The organism is Aurantiacibacter marinus, from assembly GCF_001021555.1.
Classification (GTDB): domain Bacteria; phylum Pseudomonadota; class Alphaproteobacteria; order Sphingomonadales; family Sphingomonadaceae; genus Alteraurantiacibacter; species Alteraurantiacibacter marinus.
In genome coordinates this window covers 466913-484975 of the sequence record NZ_LDCP01000002.1, presented here as the reverse complement: position 1 = coordinate 484975, position 18063 = coordinate 466913, and the positions used below count along the sequence as shown (strand labels likewise).

Here is an 18063-nt window from a genome sequence, read left to right as displayed (position 1 = left end):
GATTGACCTTTTGCGCCGAATGATTACGATAAAGTCTGATGCTTGACGTATACGTTAAGCAAATTGGAATCAAGCCCCGCCTTTCGTCCCGCATGACAATTTCATGCGAAAGAAACCGGGGAAAGAGAGGATATAAATGCGCCCTGCCGACGCCAGCTCGCGACCGCTCGACACCAGCCGCATTATTGATGCGGATGGCAATTTGCGCCCGCGGCTTTTGACAGAACTGCTGGACCACGCGGTGGCCAATTTTCCGGACCGCATATGCGTGGATTTCCTGGGCCGTGAATGGACCTATGAAGAGATAGGTAAACTGGTGGACCGTGTTGCCACCGGCCTTCAGAAGGCAGGCCTCGGGCAGGGGGACCGCTTCGGCTTGTGCCTGCCCAATACGCCCTACTCGGTCATCATGTACTTCGCCGTGCTGCGCGCTGGCGGTGTCGTGGTGAATATCAATCCGCTGTATTCCGACAGCGAGGTTGAATTTCTGGTGACCGATTCGGGCGCCAAAATGGTCGCGGTTCCGGATCTTGAGATATTGCACCGGAAAGTGGCGGCCGCGTTTGGCAATGGCGCGCTGGAGCAGATTGTCCTGTGCCCGATGGCGGATGTATTGCCGTTCTGGAAAGGGGTTGGCCTGCGCACGGTCAAACGGTCGGCCCTTGCCAAGCGGCAATCCGGCGTGGCCTATCTCAATTACCGCAGCCTCGCTGCGCATGATGCCTCTCCCGTGGCAGTTTCGCAGGATCCGCACGATGTGGCGGTGCTGCAATATACAGGAGGAACGACCGGGCGGCCAAAGGGTGCCATGCTCACCCATGCAAATCTTGCCGCGAACAGCGCGCAGATGATGTTGCACGTGGGCGAAATGCGCGACATGCAGGAACGCACGCTGGGCGTCTTGCCCTTGTTTCACGTTTTCGCGCTCACTTGCGTCCTCAATTTTGGCGTCGATACGGCCGCCGAACTGGTGCTGCTGCCCAAATTTGAAATGGACGAGGTGCTGAAGACCATCAAGCGCAAGCCGCCGACGCAATTGTTCGGAGTGCCAACTATTTACAATGCCTTGGGATCGCTGCCGGATGACAAAGTGCCCGATCTCTCCGCAGTTCGCACCAGCTGTTCTGGCGGCGCGCCGCTGCCGCTTGATGTGCGGCTCCAATTCGAAAAGCGCACGGGTTCTCCCGTATCGGAAGGCTACGGCCTGACAGAAGCGTCACCCATCATCACCAGCAACCCGTTGCTCGGTCGTCAGCCGGTGAAGGAAAATTCCGCCGGGCCCGCGTTCCCGCACACGGTCATTGAAATCCGCGATCCGGAAACAGGCGCACTGCATGATGATCCAAGCATAAAGGGAGAAATTTGCGCGCGCGGTCCGCAGGTCATGAAAGGTTATTGGAACCGGCCTGACGCAACGGAAAAGACCTTTGTCGATGGCGCGCTGCGAACTGGCGACATCGGCTATCTCGACAAGGACGGATACCTGTTCATCGTCGACCGCATCAAGGATTTGATCCTGTGCAGCGGATACAATGTATATCCGCGCGTGATCGAGGATGCGGCCTATGAACATCCAGCTGTGAAAGAAGCAGTCGCGATTGGCGTTCCCGATGATTATCGCGGCGAAGCGCCCAAGCTGTTCATAGCGCTGCACGAAGGTGAGGAACTGGACGCAGGTCAGCTCGATGCATTTCTGAAGATGCGCCTCAATCCGATCGAAATGCCAGATTCTTACGAGTTCCGGGACGAGCTTCCCAAGACACTGGTCGGCAAGCTGGAGAAAAAGCAGCTTGTCGCCGAGGAGAAGGAAAAACGCGAAGCCGCTGCCGATGGAGACGCTGATGCCGGATAGCATTGCCACCATGAACGAAGCGCAGGGTGACGAGCCGCTGAAAAGCATTGCCGAGGCCGCTGAAGCACTTGGCGTGACGCAGCGAACTTTGCGGTTTTACGAGGACAAAGGCCTTATATCGCCGCAGCGGGTTGGGACCATGCGCGCCTATTCCAAACGCGAAATGGGCCGGATGCTGCTGATTCTGCGCGGCAAGCGGCTGGGTTTCAGTATCCGTGAAATCGGTGAATTTCTGGCGCTTTATGATGAAGACCCGGACCAGAAGGTTCAGGCGCAGCGCATGCTCGATGCGACGCAGCACCGTTTGGCAGAGCTTCGCCAACAGCGCGAAGCCATCGATCAGACGATTTCGGAACTGGAAAGCATTGAAGAGCAATCGCGCGGTCATCTGACCGCCAAGGGCGAATGATATTCAGTGAGGCGCCACAGAGACGGCTGCTTTTCGAATGGTGGGCGTACCAAGGATTGAACTTGGGACCCCTACGATGTCAACATAGTGCTCTACCACTGAGCTATACGCCCGCACCATTCGGGATGTGCCTTCGGTCGGAAGGCAGGCGGGCCATCTAGCGCTGCCTTGACCTGCTTGCAAGGGGGCTTTCCAACTTGCCGCTCAATCTAAATCACGCAGCCGAAGCTTAGCCGTCAAAGTGAAGCGGCTGCGACGTCTTCAAACATGCGTTCCACTTCCAGAACAAGGTCCTTCAAATGGAATGGTTTGGACAGCATCTTGGCTTGCGGCGTTTCGCGGTTCGCTCGAAGAGCCACGGCGGCAAAGCCTGTAATGAACATCACCTTGGTCGACGGGCTCAGATCGCTGCAACGCTGCGCCAGTTCGATTCCGTCCATTTCCGGCATGACAATGTCGGAAAGCAAAAGATCGAAAATCTCGGTCTGGATCAGCGGCAGAGCCTCTGTTCCGGAACCTACTGCTGCTACCGAATAACCAGCCTGCTCGAGCGCGCGCTTCAGATATGTGCGCATCGCCGTGTCGTCTTCGGCCAGCAGGATCCGGATCATGCGGTTCGTCCTCTTGTAATGGTGTTCGTGATTTGTAAGCTGCACTTAGCGCCGATGTTGTAAAAAAGTCTTGCGCCAGATCGCAGGTGCCCTGCTTTGATACAGGACAAGGCCGATATGTTCTTTCCCCCGCGAATTTTGACAAGGGCGTCAATCGCCTTCAGCAACGCTGGCCATGGACCTTGGCGATACATCGGCTGGCGATTCGCGCAATCGCGGCGGCGGGCTGATACCCGGAAGCGATGGCAAGCCCGCTTTTTCGTTTTGCCGCCGCAGGCCCATTCCAATCCTGATTTCAGTGCCGCATGCCGGGCGTGAATATCCGCTCCCGCTGGTGCGCGCACTGCGCCATCCTGATACTGCCCCGCTTCGTCTGGAAGACCGATACGTCGATCTTGTCGGCGACGCGGTAGCGCGCGAAACGGGGGCCGCTCTGCTGGTGGCGCACGCGCCGAGAGCGATGATTGACCTGAACCGGTCGCCCGATGACGTTGATTGGGAAATGGTAGCGGGAAGGGCGGCTGCAACACGCCCAAGGCATGCCGCGGGCCGCCGCGCGCGCAGCGGGCTTGGCCTTGTTCCGCGCCGTTTGCCGGGGCTTGGCGAATTGTGGAGCGCACAAATATCCCGCAGCGATCTGGCTGAGCGAATCGAAACGGTCCACCAACCCTACCATGCGGCGATTGCCCGCACGCTGGAGGCGATGCGCGACCGCTGGGGAGCAGCGCTATTGGTGGATTTGCACTCTATGCCACCGCTCGGCCCGAAAACAGGTGATGATCCCGCAGTCGATTATGTGATCGGGGACCGGTTCGGTGGCTCCTGCGACAGCCGTCTCGTCATGGCGGGGTTTGACCACTTCGCGGCGGCCGGAGCCTTGTCTGCACACAATCGGCCCTATGCTGGCGGATATGTGCTTGATCGGCACGGCGCGCCCGGGCGCGGGATCAGCGCGATGCAACTGGAGATATGCCGTTCAGCCTATCTGGATGGTGAGTTGCGGGAGCTGGGTGCTGGGCTGCCCGATGTCGTGGGCATCGTTGCAGGTTTGGTTCGCCGACTGGCCGATGAACTTGCCAAAGCATCAGGCGGATTTGCCGAAGCGGCTGAATGAAAAAACCGCCCCGTGCATAATGCACGAGGCGGCCAAGGTTCAGGGAGGTGGCGCACCAAGGTGCGCCAATCCGGCCGCGCCATGAGGGGAGCGGCGACCGGACCTCTGAAATCTAGGAATGAGAGCCCAAATTTCAAGTGCACAGCAAAAGGGCGCCGCCTGTTGCCAAGCCGCGCCCGATCGCAATTACAAGGCAGGTTGCCGTTAGGCTTTCGGGGCCTCCGCTTCTGCGGCGACATTGGCCATTTCCGCAGCAATCGGGCCCTTGCCCTGTTCGGTCTGCCTGGCGAAAATCATCCGCATCAGGTCCAGTGAGAACAAGTGGGCAAAAATAAGCGGCAACAGGCCGTTTTCATTCCATTTGCGCAACTGGTCACCGCGCAGTTCACGCAGCTTTTCCTGATTTACCATGCGGAAGCCGCGGTAAGTGAATGGCTGATCCGGCTTGTCGCGGCGTTGAATGGAAATTTCGCCGTCCATCAGGAGGTCGGCCTTGGTCAACTCGTCCATGAAAAGCTGGGTCTTGTTGCCCGCTTCTTCGAACTTTTCGCAAAATTGCAGCAATGCCTGACAATGTTCGCTCGGCTGCTTATCTTCTCCGAAAAGTGGCTGACCTTCTTCAAAATCACCAACAAGGCCGCTGCTCGGGTCGAAGCACAGCGAAAGATTATCCGAATCCTGCTGCAGCTTGGCGAGCAGGAAAGGATAGCGACGAACGTACGCCGGCACATATGGTGTGCCGATCGGCGTACCGTCTTCTTCGAAGAACACGTTTACGCCTTCGTTCAGGCCCATCAGCGCCAGTGGAACAGGGCGTTCGCCGGATGAAAATACGATCGGATAGTCGCGCTGCGCCACCGGAAATTCTTCAACAGTAAGCGGAATCGCATGCTGGCTGGCGATCCACGGCGCCTTGTCCGTAGTGCGGCCCTTCCACGTCAGGTGGTCATTGCTGTTGAGGGGAACGAGGTCTTTGTAAAGGACGGGCAGGGTGGAATTCGGCGCGCTGGCCATGATTATCTCTCCGGTCAGGATTGTCGGTAGGTAGCCATCGCGCAGCATTCACCGCTGCCACAGATACCGTAATGTTGCGCGCGGGCCTTAATGTGTGCGTGCGTCCCATGCAAGTCGCAGTGCAGCTTCTAATCCAGGTCGGGCACCAGTTTGCCGGGATTAAGCAGGTGATCAGGATCAAGCGCCTGTTTCACCCGTCGCATGATCGCCAGATGCACCGGGTCTGCCAATCGCGCCAATTCATCAAGTTTCATCTGCCCGATGCCGTGTTCAGCGCTGATGGAGCCGCCCCATGACGTCACTTGATCATGCACAAGCCCGCTGATGGCCTTGCCTTCTTCCAATTCCCACACCCCGGACTGCGCGCCTTTTGGTGCAAGCACGTGAAAATGCACGTTGCCGTCTCCTAGATGACCGAAGGCGACTGCCCTCGTGCCGGGAAATTTCGCTTCTACCTTGGGCACGGTCTCCACGACAAAATCGGCCATCCTGGCAACGGGTACGGAGATGTCATGCTGCATCGCCGGGCCAAGAGCGCGTTCGGCAGCGGACACTCCGTCGCGGATTGCCCAGAATTGTTCCGCCTGGGTTTCGTTTGCTGCGATGGTCGCATCTTCCAGCAAGCCGGCTGAAAATGCCTCCTCCAGCAAGTGTTCGGCAAGCGCCGAAAGATTTCCGCCGGCAGAGGTGTCGGCTGCCAATTCGACAAGTGCGTACCACGCATGGTCCGCTTGCAAGGGCGAGCGCGCCGCCGGGTTGTGATCCAATACCGACGCAAGCGTATGATGTGGCAGCACCTCGAACCCTTCTAGCGCGTCGCCCGCTATCTGTTCCGCGTGGAGGAGCAGCTTGCGCGCATCGCGCAGTTCACCAAGCCCGGCCCACAACACGGCGCGCTGTGCCAATGCAGGTACAAGCCGCAAGGTCGCACCTGTTATGATGCCGAGGGTTCCCTCGGAACCGATCAGCAATTGCTTGAGGTCAAAACCGCGATTGTCCTTCTTGAGCGGGGTGAGCGAATCGAAAACCGTTCCATCCGCCATAACTGCCTCTATGCCGAGCACCTGCGCGCGCATCGAACCATGGCGCAGGACCTGCGTGCCGCCTGCATTGGTCGATATCAGCCCGCCAATGGTGGCAGAGCCCTTGCCACCCAAGGTTAGCGGGAAACGCAGATTTTTTGCCTCTGCCATCTCATGCAAAGCCTGCAAAATGAGCCCGGCATCGCAGGTGATCTGTTTCGCTTCACTGTCAAATTTGCGCACTGAGTTCATCCGCCGCAAAGACAGGACGATCGCATCGCCGCTGTCATCAGGTGTGGCGCCGCCGGACATGCCGCTGTTGCCGCCTTGCGGAACGATCGGCACGCCGAATTTTCTACACAGATTCACCAGACCGGCGACTTCCTGCACCGAGGCCGGTGATGCGAGTGCGCGGGCCTTTCCGGTGTACCGCCCGCGCCAATCGGTCAGCCACGGGGACACCAATTCAGCATCGGTGGTAATCCCGCGTTCGCCCAGCAAGTGCCGGGCTGCGTCTAGAAATGCGTCTGTTTGGGTCATTCGTTAGCAAATGCCATTGGACGGGCAGGCTTGCAAAGGGCAATCGACCAGTTAAGCCGCCATTCAATACCTGCCGCTAGAACGCAGACATTCAGAAGCGGGCGCCGACTTGCTTTTGCGGAGCTACAACCTGCATGAAACGCCTTTTCGCCCTTCTCGCGCTTGTCGCCATTACCGTTCCGCTTTTGGCGGGGCAGATGGTACCGCGTGTGGAGGCGCAGGATGCAGCGCCGTCGCGGCCGGGACAAACATGGAGCCAATCGATCCCGCTGCCCGGCACGGTCCTTGGCTTCGATCCTGATGCAGAGGCGCCTTTCGACACGCTGGAGCGGGCGCGGCAGCCGGCTTTGCAGAATCAGGTGCGGATCGAACGCCGCGTTGTTATTCGCATCGGTCCTGCAGCCCAGGAAGCCCGTCGGCAAATGATGTCGGAATTGCCACGCCGTCCCATGCGGACGCGGTATGAAGAGGTCGATCACGGCAATTGCATCGATGCAGAAGACGTGATTGGCGTACAGCCCACCAACGATAACCGGTTGCTGTTCTTCACCGGCGGCGATCAAATTCTCGCAGCTTCACTGGAAAATGGCTGTTCCGCGCGGGCCTTTTATGCAGGCTTTTACATTGAGCGTAGCGAAGACAGGCGCTTGTGTGTTGCACGGGACCGTCTGCAATCCCGGGCTGGCGCAAGTTGCCAGGTGGACGATTTCACGCGACTTGTGGCCGTTGCCGACTAGTAACGCCCCGTTCTCAATCCTCCACGCCGCCTTGCGGAAATCTTGACTTTTCGCCTTGATACGAACTAGAGGCGGCGCGATGCCAATGCACCTTCGCATGGCTACCTTACTTTCCGGAAACCTATATTTTGACAACTTTCGCCGATCTCGGCCTTTCTCCTGAATTGCTCAAGGCCGTTGATGACGCCGGCTACACCGAACCCACGCCGATCCAGGCGGAGGCTATTCCCGCCGTCCTGATGATGAAAGACATCATTGGAATCGCGCAAACCGGCACCGGCAAGACGGCCAGCTTCGTGCTGCCGATGATCGATATTCTGGCCAGCGGCCGCCGCCGCGCACTTATGCCGCGCAGCCTCATTCTGGAACCAACCCGCGAATTGGCGGCACAGGTTGCCGAGAATTTTGAAAAATACGGCGAAAATCACGATCTGAAAATGGCGCTGCTGATTGGCGGCGTGCAGATGGGTGACCAGGTGAAGGCCCTTAATGAAGGCGTCGACGTACTGATCGCAACCCCCGGGCGGTTGATGGATCTGTTCGAACGCGGCAAAATCTTGCTGAACGGTTGTGAACTGCTGGTGATCGACGAAGCGGACCGCATGCTCGACATGGGCTTCATCCCCGATATCGAATTCATCTGTGAAAAACTGCCCGAACCGCGCCAGACCATGCTGTTCAGCGCGACCATGCCGCCGCCGATTGCGAAGCTGGCCAAGAAATTTCTCACCAATCCCAAGCGGATCGAAGTAAGCCGCGCGGCATCGACCAATGAAAATATCACCGCTTTCAAAGTGCCGGTTGGTGCACGTGACAAGAAGAGCACGCTGACCTGGCTGCTGCGGAACGATCTGGTAGACACCGCGATTATTTTCTCCAACCGCAAGACCACTGTGCGCGATCTTAACAAGAGCCTTCAGCGCGACGGTTTCCGCTCCGGCGAAATCCACGGTGATATCGATCAGGCGACGCGCAATCAGGAATTGCAGCGTTTCAAGGATGGGGAAATCAACATCCTGGTCGCCAGCGATGTCGCCGCGCGAGGGCTGGACATCAAAGGCGTGTCGCATGTGTTCAACTACGACACGCCGTGGCACCCGGACGATTATGTCCATCGCATCGGCCGCACCGGCCGCGCTGGAAACAAGGGCCGCGCGTTCACCTTCGTAACGCCAGAAGATGCCGAGGCGATCGACAATGTCGAAAAGCTGACCGGTGCAAAGATCAATGTTTTTGGCAAGAAAGACGTACGGGTCGAATTGCCCGACGCTGCCGCAAAACCGAAATCCAGGGCCAAGCGCGAGGAGCGTGAGGACGCTCCGGAGGAACAGCAATCAGACGATAAGCGGACGCGGTCACGGGGCAAAAAGCCGGAGAGTGAAGATGCGCCCGAACGCAAGCCGCGAGAGCGCAAGCAAGAGACCAGGCCCAAGCGCGAAGAAGCTCGCGATGTAGAACCGCGCAAGGAAGCACGGAAGCCGCGTCGCCGTGATCAGGACGATGGGCCGGTGGAAGCTGGTGAATGGAACGGACCCAAGCCCGGCTTCCTGGAGGTCGGTTTCAAAGGCTGACCTTGTCGATTGGTGATGATGTTCAAGCTTTGGAGCGCAGTTCCCCAACTCGCTCCGAAGGCACCATAAACAACATCTTGGCGCTTTCTGCGCTTTTCAGGTTCTTGCCTTCGATAAACCGTTTCGTGCCTGTTTCGCGGTTCAGGGCATAGCACCAGATGGCATAGTCGACCCCTTCGGCCAGCGCCGCGATTTCCGCGTTCATCGGCGCTTCGGTCAGAACCAGCGGCCGCTGGCCTTTCAGCGTTTCGGTTGCGGCCAGCAAGGCATCAAGATCGAAGCCTTCGATGTCGGTCTTGATCGCCTCGACCTGAAGGCCGCGCTCTTTCACGAAGCCATCAATTGTCACGACCGGGACCGAGACGGTATCGGCGTTGCCCGAACTGCCCGAACTGCCCGCAGCGCTCAAGCTGGAAAGCTCCGGCGCGCCTGCAAGAGTAAACTGCGCCGTTCCGGCTTCTCGGCCGACCGCCATGGGCACCAGTTCGATATCGCCTTGCCCGGTTAAATTGCTTTCGAGCCGTGCAATGGAGCGCGGATCAGGCTCGAAAGCAAAGGTACGTGTAGCGCGCGGCGCCATGTAGAGCGCGAAATAACCGATGTTCGCCCCAATATCGAGAAACGCGCCCTTGCCTGTCAGCATGTCGTAAAACAGCCGTTCGGCGCCCCAATCGACATTACAGCCGGTTATGTAGATCTCTGAAGCAAAGCTACTGCCCAACGGCAGCGTCATCGGGCGGCCGCTGGGAAGAGTGATGACCTGTTCACGCTTCAACACGCGCTTGTAAAGCTGCCTGACAAAAGTGCGGCGTGCCCAGTTCAGCGGGCCAGTCTGGCGGATGAAAATCGGGTTCAAATCAAGTCTTTCAAGGCTTGGCCGGCAACCGGCATTTGCGCTTGCACTATACGAAGTGGGTGATGTCACAAAGCGATCAATGAAAGGCGTTTTCTGGATATCTGGAGCAGACGCATCTGCGTATGGTCCGGTCGTATTGGGTGACAATGGTTACAGGGTGTCACCTTTCGAAACTGCAAAAATAAATCAAGAAATCAATATATTAAAGGTCAAAGGGATAGGGTGACACTTGTGTCGTCAAAAATTTGATCATGAGTGAATATTCGAAATATCCGCGCCTGGTTATTTATTCGAATGCCAAGATCAGGCATGGTCAAAAAGCATGGCGAGTGGTTGCATAGGACGCCCGGCTTAGGAAAGACTTATATCTAACCCTGACTGATCAGCAGCCTGCAATTTGTCTAATCATTGTCCAGGCTGAATCGCAAAAAGAACCCGTTTTGCTTCGCACCGGGTATTTCTGCCGTAATGCCGTAATCACCTGGTTCGAGCCTCACTGTGAAATAGCCCGTGGCTCCCTGTGGCATGTCATGGATACCTCCCACAAAGTGTGCTGGAGCCGGTGTTTGCTGTCCGTCGATCGGGAAGAAATCCGGCCAGTTTGCCGCAGCATCGACATCGGTATCGCTCTCGATGCGGAACATATGCGCGTCGTGTCCGACGAAGTTGTTATAGAGGCGTTGTTCCTCGAACCTGACCCGCACGGAGTTGTCACCTGACACGAAAGCGCCGTCCGAAATTTGGTACCCGCCATTGGTTAGTCTCAGCGTCACATTGGCATCCGGCTCTGCCATTCCTCCCTCATCAGCAACCACCGTCAGCGGAAAGACCATGCCGAATTCGCCTGGTTCCGGGTTGAAATTGTGCTGAACTCCATTCGTCTTGACGTAACATTCGACAAGATAGTTGCCCGGTTCCAGATACATCGTCGCTTCGCCGGTCACTCCGTCAGACATCATGCCTGGTCCGCCCAGCCATGTCAGGTCACCTACCCATGCTGGCATTGTTGCTGCGAGTTGTGCCGCCATCTCCGTGTCGCCAGCGATCGCCGCAGTCAGGCTCCTCTGGATGGGGCCCACAATCTGCTCGTCGACCATTTCCGCTGTGACCCCTTCGGGCAGGCGATAAACCAGCGCATGATGTGTCATCCCGCCATTATTGACGACACGAATGGTGGTCCAACCCGACCTGATTGTATCCGGCCCGGCAAACGACATTCCCTGGACCTCAAGCTCGAGTGTGTTTGCTTGCGGCTGATCGCTTTGAGAAGGTGCGGGGGAACACGCCGATAGCGCCAGGGCGAGTGCGGCAGCGATAAGAACTTGCTTCATTATGGTCCCCCCAAGGCATATCCAGCTCGGACAGAAAAGCATGTCCGGTCCGGCCGCGCAAATTCGATGCGTGGCGCAATGCCAATAGCAGTTCGTCAAACTGAAGTTCGAACGTCTGAAACCAGGGCCGAACCCAAACAAATTCTGAAGTCGCTCAAGCCGCCGCTGGCACCGCCGCACTGTTTTTGGGATAGGTGAGCCGGCGCCATAACGCTTCCAACGGACCCTGCTTGTAACGCGCCAACCACCAATGGCTCCAGCCGATCATAACACCGAAGAAAAGCAAACCCATGCCGTAAACGGTGCCTGTCGGCACATCGCCTATCAATCCCAGTCCAAGTCCGTAGAACACGAAACCCATCACGACGCTGGTGGCTATATAGTTTGTAAGCGCCATTCGCCCGACTGGTGACAATATTCGAGACAGCGCCGGTAGGCGGTCAAGCAACAAGACGAAGCCCGCCGCATAGGCGAACCCGGCAGGTGCAGTGCCCAGTAGCGACGCCCAATGCGTTTGCGAATGCGGTGGTTGCTGGGCATAAATCCACAAGGTGGGAAGGGCGATAACAAGACCGCCCAGAAATACGCTCCACAGGAGGCGGCGGTTTTCCAGAAGCTGCCCGCGCAGCAGCATCCGTCCCGCCCACATACCCACCAGCATGGTGCCGAGCACCTTGAAAATCCGCCAGTTTTCGATCTTTTCGACCATATTGTATGCCCACAAGCTCCCGGCGCGTGTCATCGCTTCCGAAAACCCGCCGTACTTCAGCACATCAAAATAATCATCGTCTGCGTTGCCACCTGCGGCAACCCACAGTGCGTCTGCCTGACCGAATAGGGGGGCAATCCATTCCGGATTGCGCGTGTTCAACAAAGCCACACCGGCAAAGGGCACGACGAAGATTGCAAACGCAGCTGTTGCCAGCAGCGCCTTGTCCGACAAGCCGCGGAATAACGGCAGCGTAAACCCGAGCAGGGCATAGAGAGTTAAAATGTCGCCGCCCCAGATGAAGGAGAGGTGAAATAGTCCGAAGAACAGGAGCACTGCCATCCGGCGCATAAAGACAGCTCGCCCGTCTGCGCCGCGTTTTTCCAGCCGCTCAAGTTGTAGGGAGAAGCCGAGGCCAAAAAGTAGCGAGAAGATCGTATAGAATTTGCCGTCGAGCACGCCGTTGTAGAATGCGGTGAAGTTTTCGAGCCCGATACCGCGCATAAGAACGGCCATTTGATCGGGCGGGACGACGCCGATGCCCATCCAGTTGGGCAAATTTGCCAGCAAAATGCCGAAAAGCGCGAAGCCGCGCAGAGCATCGATTTCCGTGAAACGATCCGCAGCCGGTGATGGCGCGATCAATGATGCCTGCTTGGTCAAGCTAATCCCCCTCGATTATGCGACCCAGACGTTCTTAAGCACGTGGCTGCGCGCCCATCAATCGGTAAGTGTCAGGCCAAGGTAACAAAGCTATCGATTACCCGCTTCGTCCCGGCCTTCTCGAATTCGATCTCCAGCTTGTTGCCTTCCTGGCTGATCACTTCGCCGTAACCGAATTTTTCATGGAAGACCCGGTCGCCCAGCGCGATATCGACCCGCGGATTGGCGGCGAAGCTGGCGGCGCTACGGCTATTTTCCTTCACCCGTGTCTGCTTCGTTTCGTAGCCGGTGGCCAGTGCCCGTTGCCAGCCCGGGCCGCGTTGCTGCGATCGGTCGGGGCGCGACTGGCTGACATGGGCGAAAGGGTCTTCGCTTTCGCTCCAGTTGGCCTGCCACAGGGAGCGGCCACCGGTCATGGTGGTTTCGCTGGCGATGAACTCTTCGGGCAATTCTTCCACGAAGCGGCTGGGGATGGAACTGGTCCACTGTCCGTAGATCCGCCGGTTTGCTGCGTGCAATATGGTGCAGCGCCGCCGGGCACGGGTGATGGCGACATAGGCGAGGCGGCGTTCTTCCTCAAGGCTGGCCAAGCCGCCTTCATCGAGTGATCGCTGCGAGGGGAAAACGCCTTCTTCCCAGCCGGGGAGGAAGACATTGTCGAATTCCAGTCCCTTCGCTGCATGCATCGTCATGATGGTGACCTTTTCCTCATCAGAGGCAGCGTCATTGTCCATCACCAGCGCGACATGCTCAAGAAAATCACCGAGCGTTTCGTAATCCTCCATCGCGCGCTGCAATTCGACGAGGTTTTCCGCGCGGCCAGCCGCTTCGGGCGAACGATCCGCCTTCAGCATCGCGTCATAGCCGGAATCCTCCAGCACAGCGCGCAGCAGGTCCGACGGTGTGACCGCCTCCGCCATTTCGCGCCACTGCACGAACAATCGCATGAGATCTGCCGTGGTGTTGCGAGCGCGGGCTGGCAGTTCATCGGTATCGGCAAGATCCAGCGCAGCGGCGGCGAGGGGGAGGCGCTGACGGCGCGCGTGCTGGTACATTTTCTCCAGCGTCTTTGCGCCAAGCCCGCGCTTTGGCTGGTTGTAAATTCGCTCAAACGCCAGATCGTCCGCAGGCTGCGCAATCACGCGCAAATATGCCATCGCATCGCGGATTTCAGAACGTTCGTAGAAGCGGAAACCGCCAACGATGCGGTAGGAGAGGCCGATCTGGATGAAGCGGTCCTCGAATTCTCGTGTCTGGTATTGCGCGCGCACTAGTATGGCCACCTGTTCCAAAGGTGCGCCTTCGCTTTCCAGTCGCTCAATATCCTCACCCACGCGGCGTGCTTCTTCCGGCCCGTCCCACACGCCGACAATGCGCACCTTGTCGCCTGCAGGAAGATCGGTCCACAGTGTCTTGCCGAGGCGCTGGCTATTGGACTGGATCAGCCCGCTGGCAGCGGCGAGAATTTGCGGAGTGGAGCGATAGTTTTGCTCCAGCTTGACCACTTTCGCGCCGGGAAAATCTTTTTCAAACCGCAGGATATTGGCGACTTCTGCGCCGCGCCATGAATAAATCGACTGGTCATCATCGCCCACCACGCAGATGTTCTTGCGCTTTTGCGCGATCAGCCGCAGCCACAGGTACTGGACAGCATTGGTATCCTGATACTCGTCCACCAGCACATATTTGAAGCGCTGCTGATATTGCTCCAGCACATCGCGGTGCTTGCGGAAGATATTGAGCATGTGGAGCAGCAGATCGCCAAAATCACATGCGTTCAGGCTGATCAGCCGCGCCTGGTAGAGACGGTACATTTCCTGCCCCTTGCCGTTCGCGTAACTTTCCTTGTCCACGGCGGTCAGATCATCTGGGTTCAGACCCCGGTTCTTCCAGTTGTCGAGCAATCCGGCCAGTTGGCGTGGCGGCCAGCGCTTCTCGTCGATCTCGTTCTCGCGCACCAATGTCTTGAGCAAGCGCAGCTGATCGTCCGTATCGATAATGGTGTAATTGCTTTTCAGGTTCACCAGTTCAGCATGGCGGCGCAGCATCTTTGCGCCGATGGAATGGAACGTGCCAAGCCATGGCATCCCCTCCAGCGCTCCGCCGCTGAGTTTGCCCACTCGCTCACGCATTTCGCGTGCGGCCTTGTTGGTGAACGTGACGCACAAGATCTCGCTTGGCCATGCGCGCCTTTCGCGCACGATATGGGCGAGGCGGTGGGTGAGCGCGGAGGTTTTGCCGGTGCCTGCGCCGGCCAGCATCAGCACCGGGCCCTCGGTCGTCATCACAGCATCGCACTGCGGCTGGTTCAGCCGGGCGAGCCATTCGGGCACGTTTTGCAGGCCGGTGTCTTCGCCGGCATTTTCGGCAGGGATAAGGGCGTCAGTCACACGTGAACAACTAGGGAACGGGAGGGTGCGGCGCAAGGGCGCGGCGCGGGTTATTCGGCTGAAGTTGGACCCGGGTGCCTAAGCAGAACCAGTTTGGCAGATCCGACCTTGCGTTCACTGTCCACTTCCAGCACGCGGACCTTGGCGTCTTCCTTCGCGCCGACTTCCAATGCGACCCATGTCGCTTCACCGATCCAGCCCAGTCGTATCAGCCGTTCAATCGCCACAGCGCCCGCACCGGTGCCATAGGGCGGATCGAGCAGGACGAGATCAAAGGGGGCTTTCGCCGCGCCGAGTGTCATCACAGATCCGGCTGTCACTGCGCATTTCTGCTGGGCGCGGAAGGCGGCGATGTTGTCCCTGATGGTGCGGATGGCGGCGGCATCCTGCTCCACGAAAACGCAATGCGCTGCTCCGCGGGAAAGTGCCTCCAGCCCCAAGGCGCCCGATCCGGCGAACAAGTCTGCGACGCGCAAGCCTTCGAACGTGCCGAGCCTGCTGGCGAGCATGGAGAACAGCGTCTCGCGCGTCCGATCCGCTGTCGGTCGCGTGCCTTCCCCGGCCGGCGCGCGCACATTGCGCCGCTTCCATTCGCCCGCGATTATCCTCATTTGCCCTTCGCCGGTTTGAGCGTGGAGCGGAAGCGTTCGAGGTCTTCCTTGCGAATTTCCACGGCACCGCCGCGCGGCAGATCGTCCAGATAGAAGGGTCCGTAGGCGACGCGAAGAAGGCGGCTGACTTCGAGACCGAGGTATTCCAGCACGCGGCGCACTTCGCGGTTCTTGCCTTCGGTCAGCGTCATTTCAATCCACTGGTTACTGCCCGTGCGGCGTTCCAGATTGGCATCGATCGGGCCGTATCTCATGCCTTCGATTTCGACCCCTTCAATCAGCGTTTCAAGCTGTTGCTGGGATACGTCGCCATAGGTGCGGGCGCGGTAAGTGCGGGGGATTTCAGATGAGGGCAGTTCCATCTGCCGCTTCAGCTCACCATCATTGGTCAGCAGCAACAGGCCTTCGGTATTCAGATCGAGCCTGCCCACCGGCATAACGCGCGGCGTATCCTTGGGCAGGGCATTGCGCAAAGCATCATATATTGTCGCGCGGCCGGTAAAGTCCCGCTCCGCCGTCAACAGCCCCGATGGTTTGTGGAAGGCGAACAGGCGCGTGCGCTCCGGCTTGCCGACCAGCTTGCCGTCAACACTCACGCCTTTCAGGCTGGTGAGGAAGGTTGCAGGCGTTTTCACCACCTCGTCATCTATCTTGACCCGGCGGTCTTCGATCATGCGCTCCACCTCCCGGCGGCTGGCGACACCGGCGCGGGCGAGCAATTTTGCGATACGATCACCTTCGGGGCGATCTGCTGAGCGATCATTTTCGGACATTGCCTGCCCTTAGGCGTTGAAGACCCGTTCATCCAGCCTTCCATTGCGATGAATTACAGCTAGACGGAAACCAACTGACCAATTGGAGCACGCCGCATGGCCGAAGCCGCCCCTGAAACTGCTGGCGAAACTGCTGCAGAAACACCGAAGAAAAAGCCCGGCTGGGGCACGCTGTTTCGTTCTCTGCGCAATCCCAAGAGCGGGTATATGGCGCTATTTGGCTTTGCCAGCGGCCTGCCATTCGCGCTGTTTTTGGGCACGCTGTATGCGTGGCTGAGCGAGGCTGAAGTCGAGCTGGAGACGATGGGAGTCTTTTCCCTGATCGGTCTGGCCTATGCCTTCCAGTTCCTGTGGTCACCGCTGATCGACAAGGTGACGATCCCCGGCTTTTCGAAGCTTGGCAGGCGTAAACAATGGATTGTGCCGGCGCAGATACTGCTCGGCATCATCCTGATTTCGCTCAGCCTGAGCAATCCGACTGATAGCAATATGGGCTGGTTCAGCCTGCTGGCAGGCATCGGCGCTCTGGCCAGCGCGACGCAGGACATTGCCATCAACGCATGGCGTATCGACGTGGCCGATGAGGACGCGACGCTCGATATTCTCTCCACTGTCTATCAAATGGGTTACCGGTTGGCGGCGCTGGTTGGCGGGGCGTTGGGCCTGATTATCGCCGCCCGAATTGGCTGGCCGCAAACCTACCTGGTAATGGGTGCGATCTTGCTGGTGATCGGCATTGCGGGCCTTTGGGCGCCCGATGCCAAGGTCGGCGATCCGATCGAGGGCGAAGCGGAAGACGAATTGCTGCTGAGCCTGCGCCGTAAGGGCGAACTGGAGCCCGCGATTCGCGCCCGCGCGCTGATGGCTGTCGGTCTGCTGTGGGCGGTGTCCATCGGCGGTGTGCTGACCTTCATGTTCATGTCGCTGACCTATGCGCCCGAAGAGCGCCCGAACCCGACCGATTTCACGATCACCTGGGGGCCGTGGATCATCGTCGCGACGGTTGTGATCCCTGCCTTGATCGCAGGCTGGCTGGCTTCACAGAAGAAGCAGGGCGTGAATCTGCTGACCGAAGACCTCCCGCCGCGCGCGAGCAATTCCTACGCTGCCGATCACCTTTATCGCGCGCTGGTGATGCCGCTGGTGGAATTCGTGGGCCGCATGGGCTGGTCGCTCGTGCTGATTCTCTCGCTCGTGCTCACCTACCGTATTTGTGACGCGATCTGGGGCACCTTTGCCTATCCGTTCTATCTGGGTGAGCTGCAATATACGAATGACGAGGTGGCCTTCGCCTCCAAATTCTTCGGCGTCGGCGCGATCATCGCCGGACTGGCCATCGGTGGTTATTTGATCACCGTGATTGGCCGTATGGCCACGCTTACGCTGGGCGCAATTCTCGCGGCTCTGACGAACCTGCTGTATGCCGATATGGCCCGGGGCGGGGCGTTGATGCAGGCGGCCAGCGATGCGATCGGCTTCTCCGCGCTGATCAACTTCATGGCACCCTTCGGGTCCGATGCATTGCCGCGGCTGACCTTCACAGTCATGTGGGAGAACCTTGCCATCGGCATCGCGGGCGCGGCCTATGTCGCGTGGCTCAGTTCCATCGTGTCGAAGAAATATTCCGCCGTGCAATATGCACTGCTGTCCTCGCTTACCCTGCTTGTCGGTACGCTCGGGCGCGGCGCGCTTGGCGAGATGATCGAAGATCGCGGCTATTACTGGGTCTTCATTTTCACCACGGCGATTGGCGGCGTGGCGGTTGTGCTGTGCATCATGGAATGGATTCGCGAAAAAAGCTCTGGCCGCGCGGCCGGTGTGGTGACGCCAGATCCCAAGGTCGTACCCGCAGAGTAAGCT

At 58.6% G+C, this 18063-nt stretch carries 15 protein-coding genes and 1 tRNA gene; 6 read left to right on the top strand and 10 right to left on the bottom strand.

Annotated elements, in window-relative coordinates:
- Nucleotides 1-136: 136 nt before the first annotated feature.
- On the top strand, nucleotides 137-1852 hold the full coding sequence (locus tag AB731_RS08735; protein ID WP_082126422.1) for a long-chain-fatty-acid--CoA ligase: 1716 nt from the start codon (nucleotides 137-139) through the stop codon (nucleotides 1850-1852).
- The gene (locus tag AB731_RS08730) at nucleotides 1842-2261 is read left to right on the top strand and encodes a MerR family transcriptional regulator (protein WP_231638890.1); all 420 of its coding nucleotides are present in this window, start codon (nucleotides 1842-1844) and stop codon (nucleotides 2259-2261) included. Before AB731_RS08735 ends, AB731_RS08730 begins: the two co-directional genes overlap by 11 nt.
- A 38-nt stretch (nucleotides 2262-2299) precedes the next feature.
- On the opposite strand, the gene AB731_RS08725 is transcribed toward AB731_RS08730, so the two are convergent.
- Both AB731_RS08725 and cpdR read right to left on the bottom strand, forming a co-directional pair.
- Nucleotides 2300-2374 (bottom strand) — tRNA-Val (locus AB731_RS08725).
- A 123-nt stretch (nucleotides 2375-2497) separates the two neighbouring features.
- Nucleotides 2498-2872, bottom strand: a complete 375-nt coding sequence (gene cpdR / locus AB731_RS08720; RefSeq protein WP_047093436.1) for a cell cycle two-component system response regulator CpdR — start codon at nucleotides 2870-2872, stop codon at nucleotides 2498-2500.
- Between the two features lie 175 nt (nucleotides 2873-3047).
- On the opposite strand from cpdR, the gene AB731_RS08715 reads away from it, so the two are divergent.
- A complete protein-coding gene (locus tag AB731_RS08715; RefSeq protein ID WP_047093437.1) occupies nucleotides 3048-3986 on the top strand; it encodes an N-formylglutamate amidohydrolase in 939 nt (312 codons plus the stop codon).
- A gap of 204 nt (nucleotides 3987-4190) precedes the next feature.
- On the opposite strand, the gene AB731_RS08710 is transcribed toward AB731_RS08715, so the two are convergent.
- Nucleotides 4191-5000 carry a SapC family protein gene (locus tag AB731_RS08710; RefSeq protein WP_047093894.1) on the bottom strand — a complete coding sequence of 270 codons (810 nt, stop codon included), beginning with the start codon at nucleotides 4998-5000 and terminating at the stop codon, nucleotides 4191-4193.
- Nucleotides 5001-5128: 128 nt separating this feature from the next.
- Nucleotides 5129-6562: an FAD-binding oxidoreductase gene (locus tag AB731_RS08705; RefSeq protein WP_047093438.1), complete on the bottom strand. Its 1434-nt coding sequence runs from the start codon at nucleotides 6560-6562 to the stop codon at nucleotides 5129-5131.
- 134 nt (nucleotides 6563-6696) lie between these two features.
- On the opposite strand from AB731_RS08705, the gene AB731_RS08700 reads away from it, so the two are divergent.
- Complete coding sequence (locus AB731_RS08700) at nucleotides 6697-7299, top strand: hypothetical protein (RefSeq protein ID WP_047093439.1); 603 nt, start codon at nucleotides 6697-6699, stop codon at nucleotides 7297-7299.
- A 128-nt stretch (nucleotides 7300-7427) separates the two neighbouring features.
- Nucleotides 7428-8870 carry a DEAD/DEAH box helicase gene (locus AB731_RS08695; protein ID WP_047093440.1) on the top strand — a complete coding sequence of 481 codons (1443 nt, stop codon included), beginning with the start codon at nucleotides 7428-7430 and terminating at the stop codon, nucleotides 8868-8870.
- A 22-nt stretch (nucleotides 8871-8892) separates the two neighbouring features.
- On the opposite strand, the gene AB731_RS08690 is transcribed toward AB731_RS08695, so the two are convergent.
- The 6 genes from AB731_RS08690 to AB731_RS08665 form a co-directional block, all read right to left on the bottom strand.
- The gene (locus AB731_RS08690; protein WP_047093441.1) at nucleotides 8893-9726 is read right to left on the bottom strand and encodes an FkbM family methyltransferase; all 834 of its coding nucleotides are present in this window, start codon (nucleotides 9724-9726) and stop codon (nucleotides 8893-8895) included.
- A 401-nt stretch (nucleotides 9727-10127) separates the two neighbouring features.
- Nucleotides 10128-11057, bottom strand: a complete 930-nt coding sequence (locus AB731_RS08685; RefSeq protein WP_047093442.1) for a hypothetical protein — start codon at nucleotides 11055-11057, stop codon at nucleotides 10128-10130.
- Between the two features lie 154 nt (nucleotides 11058-11211).
- Entirely contained in the window at nucleotides 11212-12429 is a 1218-nt protein-coding gene (locus AB731_RS08680; protein WP_047093443.1) for a DUF418 domain-containing protein, read from the bottom strand.
- A 71-nt stretch (nucleotides 12430-12500) separates the two neighbouring features.
- Nucleotides 12501-14819 carry an ATP-dependent helicase gene (locus AB731_RS08675; RefSeq protein ID WP_082126421.1) on the bottom strand — a complete coding sequence of 773 codons (2319 nt, stop codon included), beginning with the start codon at nucleotides 14817-14819 and terminating at the stop codon, nucleotides 12501-12503.
- A gap of 50 nt (nucleotides 14820-14869) precedes the next feature.
- Nucleotides 14870-15430 carry a 16S rRNA (guanine(966)-N(2))-methyltransferase RsmD gene (gene rsmD, locus AB731_RS08670; protein ID WP_047093444.1) on the bottom strand — a complete coding sequence of 187 codons (561 nt, stop codon included), beginning with the start codon at nucleotides 15428-15430 and terminating at the stop codon, nucleotides 14870-14872.
- Entirely contained in the window at nucleotides 15427-16203 is a 777-nt protein-coding gene (locus tag AB731_RS08665) for a pseudouridine synthase (protein WP_047093445.1), read from the bottom strand. The genes rsmD and AB731_RS08665 overlap by 4 nt, the downstream gene beginning before the upstream one ends.
- 96 nt (nucleotides 16204-16299) lie before the next feature.
- Here AB731_RS08665 and AB731_RS08660 point away from each other — a divergent pair, with 96 nt between their 5' ends.
- A complete protein-coding gene (locus AB731_RS08660; protein ID WP_047093446.1) occupies nucleotides 16300-18060 on the top strand; it encodes an AmpG family muropeptide MFS transporter in 1761 nt (586 codons plus the stop codon).
- The last annotated feature ends 3 nt before the right edge of the window (nucleotides 18061-18063 follow it).